This window comes from Delftia sp. ZNC0008 (assembly GCF_000799035.1).
GTDB classification, from domain to species: domain Bacteria; phylum Pseudomonadota; class Gammaproteobacteria; order Burkholderiales; family Burkholderiaceae_C; genus Comamonas; species Comamonas tsuruhatensis.
The window spans coordinates 1-15473 of sequence record NZ_JTKZ01000467.1 but is presented as its reverse complement, the minus strand read 5'-3'; the positions used below and the strand labels follow the sequence as shown (position 1 = coordinate 15473).

Below are 15473 nucleotides of genomic sequence, written 5' to 3'. Positions count from 1 at the left end.
CCGTACGGGTGCGGCGGCGCGCGCGCAGCGGCGGCCCCAAGAGGTGCGATGGTGGGTGGAATCGCCGCAGCGGATATCGGACATGCATGGCCTCCTGAGCCTGGAACGGGATGCGCCATTGTGGCCAATCGGCCCGGGCCGCTGGCGCATTTGCCGTGGATCAGCGCGGGGATTCGCCGGGCCTGATCCTGAACCAGATCGAGTACATGGCGGGCAGGAAGACCAGCGTCAGCACCGTGCCGGCCAGCGTGCCGCCGATCAGCGTATAGGCCAGCGTTCCCCAGAACACCGATTGGGTCAGCGGGATGAAGGCCAGGATCGCCGCCAGCGCGGTCAGGATCACGGGCCGGGCGCGCTGGACGGTGGCCTCCACCACCGCCTGGAACGGCGCAAGCCCCTCCTGCTCGTTGTGCTGGATCTGCCCGATCAGGATCAGCGTGTTGCGCATCAGGATGCCCGACAGCGCGATCAGCCCCACCAGTGCATTGATGCCGAAGGGCTGCTGAAAGACGATCAGCGTCGGCACCACGCCGATCAATCCCAGGGGGCTGGTCAGGAACACCATGACCATGGCCGATATCGACCGCACCTGCAAGATGATGATGATCAGCGTGATGGCGATCATGATCGGGAACAGGGGCAGCATGGCCGTCATGGCCTTGCCGGATTCCTCGATGGAGCCGGCCTCGTCGATGCGGTAGCCCGCAGGCAACGCCTTCCTGATGGGCTCCAGCTGCCGGGTGATGGCCGCAGAGACATCGGGCGGCTGCAGGCTGTCATCGATGTCTCCGCGGACCGTGATGGTGGGCATGCGGTCGCGGCGGCGCATGACGGGCTCCTCCATCTGCACGGTGACCTCGCCCAGCTGCGACAGCGGTATGCGCTGGCCAGTGGCGTTGGTGAGCGTGAAGTCGCCGACCCTGGCCACATCGTGGCGGGTGCCGCCCGCAGAACGCGCCATCACCTGCACGGTGCGGATGTCCTCGCGCACGGTGGTCACGGGCACGCCGCTGAGCAGGAATTGCAGCTGCTGCGCGACTGCCGCGGAGGTCAGGCCCATGGCCTGCAGCCGGTCCTGGTCCAGGGTGAAGCGCATGACAGGGGTGCGCACGCCCCAGTCGGAGTTCACGGTCCGCATCATCGGGCTGTCGTGCAGCACCTGGTGCACCTGGCCGGCAATGTCGCGCAGCCGCTGCGGGTCGGGGCCGGAGACGCGATACGCCACGGGGAACGGGGAGTACGGCCCGAACACGATCTGCGATGCGCGCACCTGCGCCTGCGGGGCCAGTCCCTGGGCGATGGCCTCGCGCAGCCTGAGCTTGAGCGCGTCGCGCTGCGCCTGGTTGGCGGTGCGCACGACGATCTTGGCGAACGACGGGTCGGGCAGCTCAGGCGAGATGGCCAGAAAAAAGCGCGGTGCGCCCTGGCCGATATAGGCGGTCACGATCTCCGATTCGGGCTGCTGCAGCAGCCAGGCTTCCACCGTGCGGGTGGTCTCGCTCGTCTGGCCGATGGAGGTGCCGTAGGGCATCTGCACCTCGACCATCACCTCGGGCCGGTCGGAGATGGGAAAGAACTGCTTCTTCACGATGGACATGCCCAGCACGGAAGCCACCATGAGCCCGCCCACGACTGCGGCCACCATGCCCTTGCGGGCGATCACCTTGCCCAGCACGCGCCGCAGGCGCTCGTAGCGGGGCGTGCCATACATCGCCGCATGTCCGCCTTCGACCTTCTTGAGAGGGGGCAGCATCTTCACGCCCAGATAGGGCGTGAACACCACGGCCACCACCCAGGACACGATGAGCGCGATGCCGACGATCCAGAACATGTTGCTGGTGTACTCGCCCGCCGTGGAGCGTGCGAATCCGTTGGGCATGAAGCCCACCGCCGTCACCAGCGTTCCGGACAGCATGGGCGCCGCGGTATGGCTCCAGGCGTAGGCGGACGCGGCCACGCGGTCGTAGCCCTCTTCCATCTTCACCACCATCATCTCGATGGCGATGATGGCGTCGTCCACCAGCAGGCCCAGCGCAAGGATCAGCGAGCCGAGCGTGATGCGGTCGAAATTCTTTCCCGTGGCGGCCATGATGATGAACACGGCCGCCAGCGTCAGCGGCACGGCCGCAGCCACCACCACGCCAACGCGCCAGCCCATGCTGGCGAAGCACACCACCAGCACGACCAGCAGCGCGGCCAGGAACTTGAGCATGAACTCATCGACGGAGGCGCTGATGTTCACGGCCTGGTCCGTCACCTTGGTCAGGCCCATGCCCAGCGGCATGTCTGCATTGATGGCACCCACCTCCCGGTCCAGCGCCTTGCCCAGGTCCAGCCCGTTCCAGCCGTCGCGCATGACGACGCCCAGCAGCAAGGCCGGCTCCGCACCGTTGCGGATGATGAAGGTCGAGGGGTCTTCGTAGCCGCGCTGGACGGTGGCGATGTCGGACAGCTTGACCGTGCGGCCCTGGGCCACGATGGGCGTGTCGCGGATCTTCTGCAGCGCGTCGAACGCCCCGTCGATGCGGATGAACACCTGCGGTCCCTGGGTCTCCACCGACCCGGCAGGGGTGAGGGCGTTCTGGTTGTTCAATGCCGCGAAGACGTCCTGCGGGCTGATGCCCAGCGTGGCCAGGCGCTCGTGCGAGAACTCCACGTAGATCCGCTCGGATTGCTCGCCGACGATGTTGACCTTCTTGACGCCCGGCACATGCAAAAGACGCTGGCGCAAGGCTTCGGCATCGCGCACCAGCGCCCGGGGCTCTTCGCCGCGCGCCTTGAGGGCGTAGATCGCAAAGGTCACGTCGGCGTACTCGTCGTTCACCATCGGACCGATCACGCCCGCCGGCAGGTTGCGGGCTTCGTCACCGAGCTTCTTGCGGGCCTGGTAGAACTCCTCCTGCACCTCGCCGGGGGGCGTGGAGTCGAGCAGGGTCAGCGTGGTGAAGGCCAGCCCCGGTCTGACGAAGGTTTCGGTGCGGTCATACCAGCGCAGCTCCTGCAGGCGCTTTTCCAGCTTCTCTGCCACCTGGTCCTGCATTTCCTGCGGGGTGGCGCCAGGCCAGGCCGTGATGATGGTCATGACCTTGACGGTGAAGGCCGGATCTTCCGCCCGGCCCAGCTTCAGGAAGGCAAAGACACCCGTCAGCGAAATCAGCAGGATCAGGAACAGCGTGATGGAGCGCTCACGGACGGCAAGCGCCGACAGGTTGAAACGGCCTTCACTCACGGGACGCTCCCTTGGACACGGAGGACGCCGTGGACGTTGTTGCCGTTGTTGCCGTTGAAGGCGCCGGCGCCTCGCTGTCCAGCCGCACCTGCGCACCCTCGCTCAGCAAATGCGCGCCGAGCGCGACGATCCGGTCCCCCTGGTCGAGCGCACCCGCCACCTGGGCATTGCCGTCCTGTACCTGAACCACGGTGACGGGCTGGCGCCTGACCTGATCGCCCTGCACCACCCAGACAGCGGCGCCCTTGCCCTCATCGAGGATGGCGCCGATGGGGACCTGCAGGGTTGCCTTGCCGGCCGTCGCTGTCGCTGTCGATGTCGATGTCGATGTCGATGTCCCGCCAATCCTGAGCGTGACCGTGCTGCCCAGCGGGGCGCTGGCCGCCGCGCCGGCGTCCAGCACATAGCGGGCCTCAAAGGTGCGGGTGGCCCGGTCGGCCACATCGGACAGCTGGCGCAGTCTGGCGGGGATGACCACATCCTCCCTGCCGAACAGGCGGGCCTGGGCCGCCGAGCCCAGCGCGGGCCGCAGTGTCTCGGGCAACTGGACGACCGCTTCGCGCCTGCCGGCATGGGCGAGGCGCACGACCACCTGGCCGGCACTGACGACCTGGCCAGGCTCGGCAAGTGTTTCCATCACGATGCCATCGGCATCGGCCAGCAGTTCGGCGTAGCGGCTGGCGTTCAGCGCTGCGGCGGCCTGCGCTTCGGCCGCCCTGAGCTGGGCGCGGGCGGCATCCGCGGCCGCCTTGATCTGTTCATGGGCCAAGGCCGAAACGGCACCCGTTCCCTGCAGGTCACGGTAGCGCTGCTCCTCGTCGCTGGCCTGCTGGGCCCGTGCCCTGGCGGCTGCGACGGCCTCCTGCTGGGCATGGGCGGCCAGCTTCAGGTCCACCGGGTCGAGGCGCAGCAATGCCTGGCCGCGCCTGACCGTCTGGCCTGTATCCACCAGGCGCTCGAGCACCTTGCCGGCCACGCGAAATCCAAGATCGCCCTGCACCCTGGCCGCGATGGTGCCGGTGAAGACGCGCTCGGAAGCATTGCCTGGCGCTACCAGGGTGGTGCGAACGAGGGGTGGCTGGGTGCGCGGATCCGGCGGCGGGCTTTTGCCGCAGGCTGCGAGTGCAAGTGACAGTGCGCCGACAGCGGCGATGGACAGATGGCGGTGCCGAAGCATGAGGGGGTCCCGATCAATGAGCAGGACCCGATTCTGTGATTAGTGACCATTTATGTCAATGGTCACAACTGCAGGATTTAGGGCGACAGGCTTCTCAGCACCAATCCGGCCAGTTGTGCGGGCGCCTCGTCCGCATGGTCGAGGCTGTGCTGCAGCATCACCGGGTTCAGATAGGGGAGCATGACCAGGAAGATGGCGCGCCCGGTTTCATCCAGCGGCGTCTTGCGCTCGAAATCGCCCCGCTGGCGCCCGGCGTCGAGCACCTGCAGCAGCAGCTGATGCATGCGTTCCTCATAGGCCTGCGCTGCCTGCCAGCGCTCGGCCGACGCCGAAATGGCGATCTCGTACAGCTTGCGGTCCTCGGAGAAAAGCCGCAGCGTGGCAGCGACGATCGCCTTGAACAGGCGCCGCAGCTGCTCGGGAGGCGCATCCGTGCTGGCGACGGCCTGGCGGATCTCCGCCTCCATCTCCATCAGGCAGTTGGAACAGATCATCTCGCCGATGACCTGCTTGGACTCGAAGAACTTGTAGATGTAGGCCTTGGAAAAGCCGATGGCCTTGGCAAGGTCGGACACCGTGGTTTTCTCGTAGCCGTAGCGGCTGAAATGCTCTTTCGCCGCAGTCACGATCTGTTGCCGGACATCGTGTTCGACCGGGCCGCGCGCAGAGGTCGGATAGACGTTGGTGGTGCTCATGCGGCCTAGCTTACTCCATCAAAAAAATACTATGCAAGTGACCATTTTGGAATATAGTCACAGCGTCACCACGCTTCTGACTGTTGAACATGCCGCGTCTTGCCGCCCCCGTCTTTCTGATGCTCGCCAGCCTCTGTGCAGGGTGTGCGGTAGGCCCTGACTACCAGCCGCCCGCCACGGCCCTGCCCCAGGCCTACATGGGCAGCCGCGTTCTGGGTGAGACCAAGCCGCCCTCGCCGGCCTCCTCCACGGACCTTGCAGCCTGGTGGGCAGCCTTTGGCGATCCGCAGATGGCGCGCCTCGTCACGGCGGCACTGAAGCAAAACCTGGATGTTGCCCAGGCCGCTGGCCGCGTGCTTCAGGCACGCGCCGGGCTGGATGCGGTGGCAGCCGCCCTGCTGCCGTCGGCCCAGATCTCGGCGCAAACGGCCAGGAGCTATCAGTCGGTCGAAACTCCGCTGGGCCGGGTGCTCGACTCCATGCCGGGGTTCGATCGCTACGGCAGCGCCCAGGAGGCCAACCTCGGGGCCAGCTGGGAGCTTGATCTCTTCGGCGGCCTGCGCAGGGCCCGGCAGGCTTCCCTGGCCGAGTACCAGGCATCGGAAGCCGGCGCCACTGCCGTGCGGCTCGCGGTGGCCGCACAGACTGCGGACACCTATATCCAGATTCGCGGCCTGCAGGCGCGGCTGGCAGTGGCACGCTCGCAAGTGCAAACCCAGCAGCAACTGCGCTCCATCGTCGAACTGCGGTTTGGCAAAGGCCTGGCACCGGAGCTTCAGCTGCGCCAGGTCGAGGGAGCGCTCGCACGGGCACAAGCCACCGTCCCGCCGCTGGAAAATGCGCTCGAGGCCGCCCTCAACGCCATGGACGTGATGCTGGCCACGGCACCCGGCACGCACCGGGCCGAACTGGCCGATCCCCGCCCGGTCCCCGTGCTGCCAACCCTTTCCCTGGCGGAGGCGCCCGGCGATCTGCTGCGGCGACGCCCGGACCTCATCGCGGCGGAGCGGCGCCTGGCAGCGTCGAACGCACGCATCGGCGCGGCGATCGCCGAGTACTACCCGAAGCTGTCGATCAGCGGCCTGATCGGCAGCGTCACCTCCATCTCCGCAGGCAATCTCTTCAGCGCCGGCGCGTCGCAGGCCAGCGTTGTGGGCGGCCTGCGCTGGCGGCTGTTCGACTTCGGTCGCATCAACGCCCAGATCCACCAGGCGCAGGCACAGGAGGCGGAAAGCCTTGCCGCCTACCGGCAGTCGGTACTGCGCGCCACGGAAGAAGTGGAGAACGCCCTGGTCTCGCTGGACAGGCGGCAGGAGCTGATGGCCGTGCTCGCCAGGGGTGCGGATGCGCTCACGCTGGCCCGGCAGGCCGCAGGCGCCGCCTACGACAAGGGCGTGGTCAGCCTGATCGAGGTGCTGCAGGCGGATGAAAGCCTGCTGGGCGTGCTCGATGCACAGGCGCAGGCCCGGATGGAGTCGGCGCGCTCGACGGTCGCGATCTTCAAGGCGCTGGGCGGCGGCTGGAAGCCGGAGCCCCTGCCTTCCAGGGCGTTGGCGGCCGCCAGCCACGGTCTTCCCGCCAGCGTTGCCCCCTGAACCTGCCACTTCCCGAAAGGAGCCCCCTTTCCACACAGCAAAGCAACCGAACACCCCTGCGGGACATGCGGCCCAGGCGACCTGCCCAAGCAGGCGGCCCAAGCCATGGCCCGGCTCCACCCACCCCCATCCGTCAAACCATGCCAAACACAACCCCCTCCCCCACCGTTGCTGCAGCCGCACGCATCCTGAAGCCGGCGCTTGCGGCCATTGCCTTCTCGACCTGCTTCGCAGCCCATTCGCAGCCGCAAGACGCCTCGGCAGCCACATCGGACGCAGCGCTTTCCCGCGCCGAAGTCATCGCCGATCTCGCACTCTGGCGCCGCGCCGGATTGGACCGCCATGCGGAGATATCGATCTCCTACGGAGTCGAAACGCAGGAATATCGGGCCGCATACCAGGAGTACCTGCGCCTTCGCAACAGCGAGGCGTTCCAGGCGGAGGTCCGCAAGGCGCTGAGTCGGTAAGGCGGAGCGCCTTCCCGCCCAGGCCATCGCGGCAGCGGCTGGCTGCCTGGGGACGTGGCCCGGGGCTTTGCCTACAGGCCCAGGTCGGACAGACCGGGGTGGTCATCGGGGCGACGCCCCAGCGGCCAGTGGAACTTGCGCTCCGATTCCTGGATGGGCATGTCGTTGATGCATGCGAAGCGCCGGCGCATGAGACCGTCGGCCTCGAATTCCCAGTTCTCGTTGCCGTACGACCGGAACCAGTTCCCGGCATCGTCGTGCCACTCATAGGCGTAGCGGACTGCGATCCGGTTTTCCGCGTACAGCCAAAGCTCCTTGATCAGCCGGTAGTCCAGCTCCTTCTTCCACTTCCTCTCAAGAAGGGCCTGGGCCTCGGCGCGGCTGTTGGCGAACTCCGCCCGGTTGCGCCATTTCGTGTCGAGGGTATAGGCCATCGCGACCTTGGCCGCATCGCGTGTGTTCCATCCATCCTCGGCCAAACGGACCTTTTGGACGGCGCTTGCGAGAGAGAACGGGGGCAGGGGTGGGCGAGTTTCCATGATGTGACCTTTGAAAAGATGTAGAACGATCTGTCTACATGCACCACTCTAACGGAGGTGGAACGATCTGTCTACAATGTCTTCATGAAAACTCCCGAGCCATCCTTCGAGTCATTGCCCCCCCGCGAGCGCATCCTGGTAGCCGCCCACGGCCTCTTCTACGCAGAGGGCATCCGGGCCACGGGTGTGGACCGGATCATCGAGCGGTCGTCGGTCAGCAAAGTCACCTTCTACCGCCAGTACGCCAGCAAGGACGACCTGATCCGTGCGTACCTCGACTACCGCCATGAACGGTGGATTTCCTGGTTCCAGGCCAGCCTGGCGCAGCAGGCCGCCGGGGGCTCGTCAGCGTTGGATGCCCTGTCCACCACCCTCAGGAGCTGGTTCGGCCAGCCCGACTTTCGGGGCTGCGCCTTTCTCAATGCCGCTGCCGAACTGGGCTCGTCCGACCCTGAGATCCTGGCGACGGTCCGGCGGCACAAGCAGGAAATGTCGTCCGTGCTGGATCGCCTGTTCGGTGGCCATCCCCTGTCCGTGGGCGCTGCGCTCACCCTGGTGGCGGATGGCGCCATCGTCCATGCGCAGATGGGTCAGCCGATCGATGAAGTCATGGCGAACTTCAAGGCAGCGGCCGAAGGGATCGTGAGCCGCCCCGGGTGGTGAGCCGGCTCAGGAGCGGGGCGCCGCTGAGGCTTCGGCGCGCCACAGCGGCAGGTCGTTGCTGCCTCGCCACCTTTGGCCACGCAGGGGCCGGATCTGGCAAGTCAGTGCTTTGCCACACGCTGTCCTGCCGCGTCGATGACGGCTTCGCCGTCCTCCTTGGAGAATGCCCCTTGCTGGGGACGCGGCAGTATGTCCAGCACCACCTCGGATGGCCGGCACAGGCGCGTGCCCAGTGGCGTCACCACAATGGGGCGATTGATGAGGATAGGGTGCCGGAGCATGGCGTCGATCAGCTGGGCATCGGTCCATTCCGGGTCGCCCAGGCCCATCTCGTCATACGGCGTACCTTTTTGCCGCAGAACCTCCCGCACAGGCAGGGCCAGGTCCGCCAGCAGCCGCTCCAGCGTGGCCCGGTCGGGCGGTGTCTTGAGGTATTCGATGACGGCGGGCTCCTCGCCGCTGTTGCGGATCAGGGCCAGCACGTTGCGCGATGTGCCGCAGGCGGGGTTGTGATAGATCGTGATGGTGCTCATGGCAGGTGGGTTCTGTGAGGGAATTCAGGCAGCCACGCTCAGGCGCAGCGCAAGGGCGGCAAGCGTGATGAGCAGCACGGGGGCCGTCAAAACCGTACCGACCCTGAAGTAGTAGCCCCATCCGATGGTCATGCCTTTGCTGGCCAGTACATGCAGCCACAGCAGCGTGGCCAGGCTACCGATGGGCGTAATCTTCGGGCCCAGGTCGCAGCCGATCACGTTGGCGTAGACCATGGCATCCCTGACCACGCCGGTGGCACTGGAGGCATCGATCGACAGCGCACCCACCAGCACGGTGGGCATGTTGTTCATCACAGACGACAGCAGGGCCGAGAGCACTCCCGTGCCGATGGCTGCGCCCCAGACGCCGCCTTGGGCAAAGCGGTCCAGAACGGATGCGATAGAGGTGATCAGCCCGGCATTGCGCAATCCGTAGACCACCAGATACATGCCCAGCGAGAACACGACGATCTGCCACGGCGCGCCATGCAGTACCTTGCGGGTGCTGATGACGCAGCCGCGTGCCGCCACGGCCAGCAGCAGGGCGGCACCTGCGGCCGCGACCGCGCTGACAGGCACGCCCAGCGGCTCCAGCCCGAAGAAGCCGACCAACAGCAGGACCAGGACCACCCAGCCCGCGCGAAAGGTCGCCGGATCGCGGATCGCATCGGCCGGGCGCCTGAGCTGGGCCAGGTCATAGGTTGCGGGAATGCCGCGCCGAAAGAACAGCATCAGCATGGCGAGGCTGGCCAGCACCGAGGCGAGATTGACCGGCACCATTACCGAGGCGTATTCGTTGAAGCCGATGTTGAAAAAGTCGGCCGAGACGATGTTGACCAGGTTGGAGACGATCAGCGGCAGGCTGGCCGTGTCGGCGATGAAGCCTGCCGCCATGACGAATGCCAGCGTGGCGGAGGGCGAAAAGCCCAGCGCCACGAGCATGGCCATCACGATGGGCGTGAGAATCAGGGCGGCGCCGTCGTTGGCGAACAAGGCGGACACAGCCGCACCCAGCAGCACGATGAACGCGAACAGCTTGCTGCCCCGGCCGCCGCCCCAGCGTGCGAAGTGCAGCGCGGCCCATTCGAAGAAGCCGGCCTCGTCAAGCAGCAGGCTGATGATGATGACGGCCACAAAGGTGGCGGTCGCATTCCACACGATGCCCCAGACCACTGGAATGTCGGAAAGATGCACCACGCCGGCCAGCAGGGCAACGACCGCGCCCAGCGAGGCGCTCCAGCCAATGCCCAGGCCGCGCGGCTGCCAGATAACCAGCACAAGGGTGGAGATGAAGATCAGGACTGCCATGAGCATGGTGCTGGGAGATTCGGGTTTCAGAAGGCGCGCATTCGTGGACGAAGGGGGCGTCAGTGGGAGGCCAGTTCGCGGGCGGTGCCCTGCAGCCTTGCCTTTTCCAGCTTGTCGTCGGGCAGGTTGACCAGCAGCTCCAGACGACGACGCATCATGTGCAGAGTCTGTCGGAATGCTTCCAGCTTGACCTCTTCAGATGCGTCTCCCTGCGAGGGATCGGCGTATCCCCAGTGGGCGGTGGCGGGGTGGCCGGGCCAGATCGGGCAGACCTCGCCAGCTGCGTTGTCGCAGACGGTGATGATCAGGTCCATCTGCGGCGCCTGCGGGGCCGCGAACTCATCCCAACTCTTGCTGCGCAGCCCCTGCACAGATACGCCGGCACGTTGCAGCACCTGCAAGCTCAAGGGATTGGGCTGCTGATTCGCGCGGGGGCTGCTGCCGGCCGAATACGCTTTGAAGCGCCCATTGCCCATGTCGTTGAGCAAAGCTTCGGCCAGGATGCTGCGCGCCGAGTTGTGAGTGCACAGGAACAGGACATTCAGGGGGGTGATGGAATCAGACATGGTGGCTTAGCAGCAGGACTTGGAGGAAGAGGCAGCTACGGTGCCTGGGGCGCAGCAGGCAGATGCGGCCGCCTGGCGCGGGGCCGTCGGCGCGCAGCACGCGCCGCTGGCTTCGACAGCTGCATCAGGGGCCTCGTGAAACACGGGAATGTTCTCCAGCGAATGAAAGTGCTCCCAGGCAATCCCCTGGGGATCGGTGATCCAGTGCTTGTCGCTGCGTGCATAGCAGCAGGTGGTGGCGCCTTCGTCGAGCATCGCCAGGTCGGCGGCCCTGGCGCGTGCCTTGAGCGCATCCAGCTCCTCGGCCTCATCCACTTGGAAGCCCAGGTGGTCCAGGCCGGCTTTCTCGCCTCGCGTCGAAATGGCGAAGTTCACCCGGGGCTCGTCCAGCATCCACTTCGCGTAGTCGCTTTCCACGCGGGCGGGCTCGGCACCAAACAGCTGGGAATAGAACGCGATGTTCTTGGCCAGATCGTCGACGTGCATATGGACATGGAAGCGTTTCATCGTGGACTCCGTTCAGCAGTTGCAGGGCAAGGCATCCACCGTGGCGCATGCGGCGCCCTGGCAGCAGTTTTCGGTGAGGTAGGCGAGCAGGTCGTTCATCGCCGCAAAGGACGCCCGGTACAGCACATTGCGGCCCAGGCGCTCCTGGCTGACCAGCTCGGCATGGGACAGCTCCTTGAGGTGGAACGACAGCGCGTTGGGTGCGATACCCAACTGTTCGGCCAAGGCGCTGGGCGTAAGCCCCGCAGGGCCGGCGACTACCAGGGCGCGGAAAACGCGCAGGCGCGCTTCATGGGCCAGGGCCGAAAGCGATCGGATGACTTGGGTTTCTTGCATGCATCAATAATACAACTATTGTTGAATTGTTGTTGAAAAAAAATGAGGGCGGCCGTGCGGCTCCATTGCGCAAGCTCCGTGCGGAACGCCACTGAACACGCCGCGCGTCACGCAGATAACTCGTTGATTTCTCAGGTCCTCGCAAGCCATGCGCCAGCGATCCTTAGAGAGATGCGCCACTGAACTTTCGTCTGTACGGAAAACGCGCCACTGCACTTTAGTTTTTTGGCCAGCAAGGCTGAGGAGCGAGCTATCGGCCGAGGCGCAAGGGCTCAGGGCCGATGTGCGGCGGCGTCGCGCGTTGCCATGGGCTCTTGTGTGGCAGCTACCGACCCGTTGCAGTCGTTTGTCGCAGGCCTGTCGGTGTCGGCTTTGCCTCGGCAGCTGCCGCCCCCCCGCCGCCGGGCGAACTCACGCTGCATGGCACCAAGCAGTCCTTAGCCCCTGCGACAAGCGCTGGCCCAAATGGTGGGGCTACTCGAAGGCTAGGGTATTCTCCGGGCGCTCGCCCCGTGCCAGTGATCGTCTCACCCCCACTCAAACTTGCAGTCCCGAAACACGGATGGACGGCCAGGCTCGCCATGACACCCTGACAGCTCTACCCTCGCAAACATCGCCATCAACGGCGGACAGCACATCCACTGATGCTGACGACGTTCACACGGGGCGCAGCTGAAAACATTTCAGAACTTCATAGACACCGCCACGCGCATATTCCGCGCCTCCCCGTAGTACGACGAGGTCGAGACCCCTTGGTACTTGCGGTCGAAGACGTTGTAGAGGTTGGCCGAGACCGTGAGCTTCGGATTGATGGCGTATTGCACCATCAGGTCGGCCACAGCATAGCTTTTCTGCTCGACACGGCTGACGTTGGGCAGGCCCAGGAAGGAGAGGTCGCTCCAGGTGCCGCTTTGCCAGCGCGCGCCGCCGCCCACGGTCAGGCCGTGGCCTATATGAGGCAGGCGGTAAGTGGTGAACAGCTTGAGGGTGTTGCGCGGGATTTCGGGGTTCAGGCGGTTGCGCTCGGCGTCGCGCGCGATGTTGCGGGCAAAGCCGACGGAGGCGTTCCAGTGGCGGCGGATTTCGCCGGTCATCTCCACCTCGAAGCCACGCGTTTCGGCGCCCTTGACGGCACGGTAGGCCTGCTCGCCATTGGGCGCGTAGCTGCCCGTGATGGCCTGGGCCACGTTGTCCTGCAGCAGGCGGTAGACGGCGGCGCCCACCTGCAGGCGCTTGTCCAGCAGCTCGCCCTTGAGGCCCAGCTCGTAGCTGCGGCCCAGTAGGGGATCGAGCTTTTTGCCGTGGATGTCCAGGCTGCTCTGCGCCTGGAAAATATCGGTATAGCTGGCATAGGCCGACCAGTCGCGGCCCACGTCCAGCACCAGGCCGGCGAAGGGCGTGAGCTTGCCGTTTTCGGCCATGGCGCTGCCGCTGGTCTCGCCGCTGGCGAAATCGGTGTAGCTGTCGCGACGCTTCCAGTTCGTGATGCGTGCGCCCGCGATGACGGACAGCCGGTCCGTGGGGCGCAGCTGCAGCGATCCGTAAGCACTGCTGCTGCGTTCCACGGCCGCGCTGCGGCCTAGTACCGGGTTGTCGGGCTGCACCGGCGTGCGGCCATCCCAGGTGAAGAGGTTGTCTATGGTGTTGTCCCAGCCGGGGAAGGCCCAGCGGCCATGCGAGCCGCTGTCGTTGCGCGTGCGCGCCACACTGGCGCCGAAGGCGGCCTGGTGCTGACGTCCCAGCAGCTGGAAGGGACCGGAAGCCGTGAGGTCCAGCGTGTCCTGCCGAGGCCGCCCCGTCCACCAGGCGGCCCACAGGCCGGCACCTGCGCCGGTGGTGCGGTCCACAGGCTGTTCATTGGTCCAGCCCGGAATCTCGTCATAGCTGCTGCGGTCGAGCGTGTAGATGGCCTTCAGGCGCCAGTCGCTGGCCATGCGGTGTTCGAGCGAGGCGAAGACGCTGCGGTAGTCCCGCCGTGCCGAGGCCCAGCGCGCGCCCGAGGACGCGGAGCGGCTCCAATCGATGCGCGTGCCATCCGTGTAGAAGAAAGGCCGGCCCCCACGGCCTACGCCAGAAGCGTCGTAGTCCTGCGCGGAAAAGCCCACGGTGGCCAGCGTGGACGGCGACAGGTCAGCCTCCACCACGCCGTACAGCGAGCGGCTGCGGTCCTGCTCGTAGTCGACCTTGGAATGGCGGTTCTGCGATACGGCCACGATGCGCCCGCGCACCGATCCGGAGGCGTTGAGCGGCGATGACAGATCCACCTCGGCACGTGCGAAATCCCAGGAGCCTGCCGTGAGCCTGGCGCTGCCCTGGAACTCGGCCGTGGGCAGCTTGCGCACCAGGTTGATGGTGGCGCCGGGCGTGCCCGCGCCGCTCATCAGCCCCGAGGCGCCGCGCACGACTTCGACGCGGTCGAACATGGCCATGTCGCTGGTCTGGAAGATGGCCGGGTAGTCGCTGAACAGGCGGTTGACGCCATCGACCTGGAAGTTCTTGATCTGAAAGCCCCGCGCGAAGAACTGGTTGGTGTCGCCGCCCGTGGGACCGTACTGCGCATAACTCAGGCCCGTGGTCTGGCGGGCGATGTCTTCCTGCAGCACGATGCCCTGGTCGTCCATGCGCTGGCGCGTGATCACGCTGACCGACTGCGGCGTCTCGCGCAGCGACAGGGACAGGCCCGTGGCGGCCCGCGATTCGCTGGCGGCGTAGGACTGCGTGCCCTCGGTGACGGCGCTGCGCTCGGCCTGGGCGGTGACGCGCACCTCGGCCAGCGTGGCCGCGCCGGTGGGCGTTCCCACGGCCAGGGACAGTCGCACCACAAAGCCGCCGCCCTCGCGCGGCAGGGCCTGCAGGCCCGTGCCGGCCAGCAGCGCGGACAGGGCCTGGTCCACGGTTCGATCACCCTGCACGCCGGGGCTGGTCCTGTCTGCGGTCTGGGCGGTGGAGAAGGACAGCAGGATGCCCGCCTGGGCGCCAAAGCGATTGAGCGTGGCGGTCAGCGGCCCGGCAGGAATGTCGTAGCGCTGCACTGCCTGGGCGTGGGGCTGTGCCTGTGCGTGGGCCTGCGCCGGGGCAAGCACCGCCACCAGCGGCAGTGCCAGAACGGCGGGGCGCAAGGCCTGCCGCAGTTGAAATGCCAGTCGTGTGGCGCGAAAAGTCGGGTGATGGCCCATGGTGTGCGTGTCCCTCGGTCCTGGATGGTTGGCAATGGAATGCGGGCGCAGAAAAAAGCGCTTCATCTCCATTGCCCCGCGAGACGCGAAAAGCGATCAGCCAGGATCGACAAGAGCCAGGAAATCAGGCCGGCTCGACCACCACCCAGTAGCGCGTGGCCGTGCGCAGGCGCACCGGCAGGGTGGCCAGCAGCATGGCCAGCACCTGGTCGGTGTCGGCCAGCGGATAGGTGCCGCTGACGGGCAGCTGCGCCACGGCGCCATCGCAGTCCAGGTGGCCGGGCCGGTAGCGCGACAGCTGGTCCAGGAACTCGGCCAGCGGCATGTCCTGGGCCACCAGCATGCCGCGCGTCCAGGCTGCCAGGGCCGGATCGGCGGGCCCGGCCGGCGTGGTGGCCTGAGCGTCGAACTGCGCCTGCTGGCCTGTTTGCAGCAGATGGAGGTGGCCGGGCCGTTCGCGGGGCGCGATCTCCGTGGCGCCTTCAAAGACCGCAACCCGGCTGGGCCCCTGGCCGCGCTGGCGCACGACGAAGCGCGTGCCCAGGGCACGTATGCGGCCATGGCGGGTTTCGACGAGCAAGGGCGGCGCACTATCCTTCAGGCCCTGGGCCGTGGCCACCTCGATGTCGCCGCCGCGCAAGCGCACCAGGCGCTGCTGCGGGCTGAAATCCAGGTCACGCGG

Annotated in this window: 14 protein-coding genes; 3 read left to right on the top strand and 11 right to left on the bottom strand. The window is 66.6% G+C overall.

Annotation, left to right across the window (positions count from 1 at the left end; genetic code table 11):
* Window positions 1–160: 160 nt before the first annotated feature.
* From L995_RS15845 to L995_RS15835, 3 genes are all read right to left on the bottom strand, one after another.
* Window positions 161–3229, bottom strand: a complete 3069-nt coding sequence (locus tag L995_RS15845) for an efflux RND transporter permease subunit (protein WP_047472581.1) — start codon at window positions 3227–3229, stop codon at window positions 161–163.
* On the bottom strand, window positions 3222–4406 hold the full coding sequence (locus L995_RS15840; protein ID WP_047472580.1) for an efflux RND transporter periplasmic adaptor subunit: 1185 nt from the start codon (window positions 4404–4406) through the stop codon (window positions 3222–3224). Before L995_RS15840 ends, L995_RS15845 begins: the two co-directional genes overlap by 8 nt.
* Before the next feature lie 77 nt (window positions 4407–4483).
* Entirely contained in the window at window positions 4484–5101 is a 618-nt protein-coding gene (locus tag L995_RS15835) for a TetR/AcrR family transcriptional regulator (RefSeq protein ID WP_016445469.1), read from the bottom strand.
* A gap of 89 nt (window positions 5102–5190) precedes the next feature.
* Here L995_RS15835 and L995_RS15830 point away from each other — a divergent pair, with 89 nt between their 5' ends.
* The gene (locus L995_RS15830; protein ID WP_047472579.1) at window positions 5191–6696 is read left to right on the top strand and encodes an efflux transporter outer membrane subunit; all 1506 of its coding nucleotides are present in this window, start codon (window positions 5191–5193) and stop codon (window positions 6694–6696) included.
* 140 nt (window positions 6697–6836) lie between these two features.
* Window positions 6837–7163 (top strand): hypothetical protein, encoded by a 327-nt coding sequence (locus L995_RS15825; RefSeq protein WP_047217169.1) that lies wholly within the window; start codon window positions 6837–6839, stop codon window positions 7161–7163.
* A gap of 71 nt (window positions 7164–7234) precedes the next feature.
* On the opposite strand, the gene L995_RS15820 is transcribed toward L995_RS15825, so the two are convergent.
* Window positions 7235–7702, bottom strand: a complete 468-nt coding sequence (locus L995_RS15820; protein WP_046240238.1) for a nuclear transport factor 2 family protein — start codon at window positions 7700–7702, stop codon at window positions 7235–7237.
* An 84-nt stretch (window positions 7703–7786) separates the two neighbouring features.
* Here L995_RS15820 and L995_RS15815 point away from each other — a divergent pair, with 84 nt between their 5' ends.
* Complete coding sequence (locus tag L995_RS15815; protein ID WP_047472578.1) at window positions 7787–8365, top strand: TetR/AcrR family transcriptional regulator; 579 nt, start codon at window positions 7787–7789, stop codon at window positions 8363–8365.
* A gap of 101 nt (window positions 8366–8466) precedes the next feature.
* Here the strand turns inward: L995_RS15815 and arsC are convergent, their stop codons facing one another.
* The 7 genes from arsC to L995_RS15780 all read right to left on the bottom strand — a co-directional run.
* Window positions 8467–8898, bottom strand: coding sequence for an arsenate reductase (glutaredoxin) (arsC, locus tag L995_RS15810; RefSeq protein WP_016450895.1), 432 nt, complete (start codon window positions 8896–8898; stop codon window positions 8467–8469).
* A gap of 24 nt (window positions 8899–8922) precedes the next feature.
* Window positions 8923–10212: an arsenic transporter gene (locus tag L995_RS15805; protein ID WP_016445463.1), complete on the bottom strand. Its 1290-nt coding sequence runs from the start codon at window positions 10210–10212 to the stop codon at window positions 8923–8925.
* A 53-nt stretch (window positions 10213–10265) separates the two neighbouring features.
* The gene (locus tag L995_RS15800; RefSeq protein ID WP_016445462.1) at window positions 10266–10772 is read right to left on the bottom strand and encodes an arsenate reductase ArsC; all 507 of its coding nucleotides are present in this window, start codon (window positions 10770–10772) and stop codon (window positions 10266–10268) included.
* Between the two features lie 6 nt (window positions 10773–10778).
* Window positions 10779–11279, bottom strand: a complete 501-nt coding sequence (locus tag L995_RS15795) for an ArsI/CadI family heavy metal resistance metalloenzyme (RefSeq protein ID WP_046988451.1) — start codon at window positions 11277–11279, stop codon at window positions 10779–10781.
* Window positions 11280–11291: 12 nt separating this feature from the next.
* Window positions 11292–11615, bottom strand: coding sequence for an ArsR/SmtB family transcription factor (locus tag L995_RS15790; RefSeq protein ID WP_016445460.1), 324 nt, complete (start codon window positions 11613–11615; stop codon window positions 11292–11294).
* A gap of 683 nt (window positions 11616–12298) precedes the next feature.
* Window positions 12299–14734, bottom strand: a complete 2436-nt coding sequence (locus L995_RS15785; protein ID WP_231574447.1) for a TonB-dependent siderophore receptor — start codon at window positions 14732–14734, stop codon at window positions 12299–12301.
* Window positions 14735–14915: 181 nt separating this feature from the next.
* On the bottom strand, window positions 14916–15473 hold a 558-nt coding region (locus tag L995_RS15780), incomplete at its 5' end, for a FecR domain-containing protein (protein WP_047472576.1).

What these genes read in the sequence shown, in the direction of transcription:
- L995_RS15840 (WP_047472580.1), bottom strand. Translation starts at nt 4,406, where the DNA reads ATGCTTCGGCACCGCCATCTGTCCATCGCCGCTGTCGGCGCACTGTCA.
- L995_RS15835 (WP_016445469.1), bottom strand. Translation starts at nt 5,101, where the DNA reads ATGAGCACCACCAACGTCTATCCGACCTCTGCGCGCGGCCCGGTCGAA.
- L995_RS15830 (WP_047472579.1), top strand. Translation starts at nt 5,191, where the DNA reads ATGCCGCGTCTTGCCGCCCCCGTCTTTCTGATGCTCGCCAGCCTCTGT.
- L995_RS15825 (WP_047217169.1), top strand. Translation starts at nt 6,837, where the DNA reads ATGCCAAACACAACCCCCTCCCCCACCGTTGCTGCAGCCGCACGCATC.
- L995_RS15820 (WP_046240238.1), bottom strand. Translation starts at nt 7,702, where the DNA reads ATGGAAACTCGCCCACCCCTGCCCCCGTTCTCTCTCGCAAGCGCCGTC.
- L995_RS15815 (WP_047472578.1), top strand. Translation starts at nt 7,787, where the DNA reads ATGAAAACTCCCGAGCCATCCTTCGAGTCATTGCCCCCCCGCGAGCGC.
- arsC (WP_016450895.1), bottom strand. Translation starts at nt 8,898, where the DNA reads ATGAGCACCATCACGATCTATCACAACCCCGCCTGCGGCACATCGCGC.
- L995_RS15805 (WP_016445463.1), bottom strand. Translation starts at nt 10,212, where the DNA reads ATGCTCATGGCAGTCCTGATCTTCATCTCCACCCTTGTGCTGGTTATC.
- L995_RS15800 (WP_016445462.1), bottom strand. Translation starts at nt 10,772, where the DNA reads ATGTCTGATTCCATCACCCCCCTGAATGTCCTGTTCCTGTGCACTCAC.
- L995_RS15795 (WP_046988451.1), bottom strand. Translation starts at nt 11,279, where the DNA reads ATGAAACGCTTCCATGTCCATATGCACGTCGACGATCTGGCCAAGAAC.
- L995_RS15790 (WP_016445460.1), bottom strand. Translation starts at nt 11,615, where the DNA reads ATGCAAGAAACCCAAGTCATCCGATCGCTTTCGGCCCTGGCCCATGAA.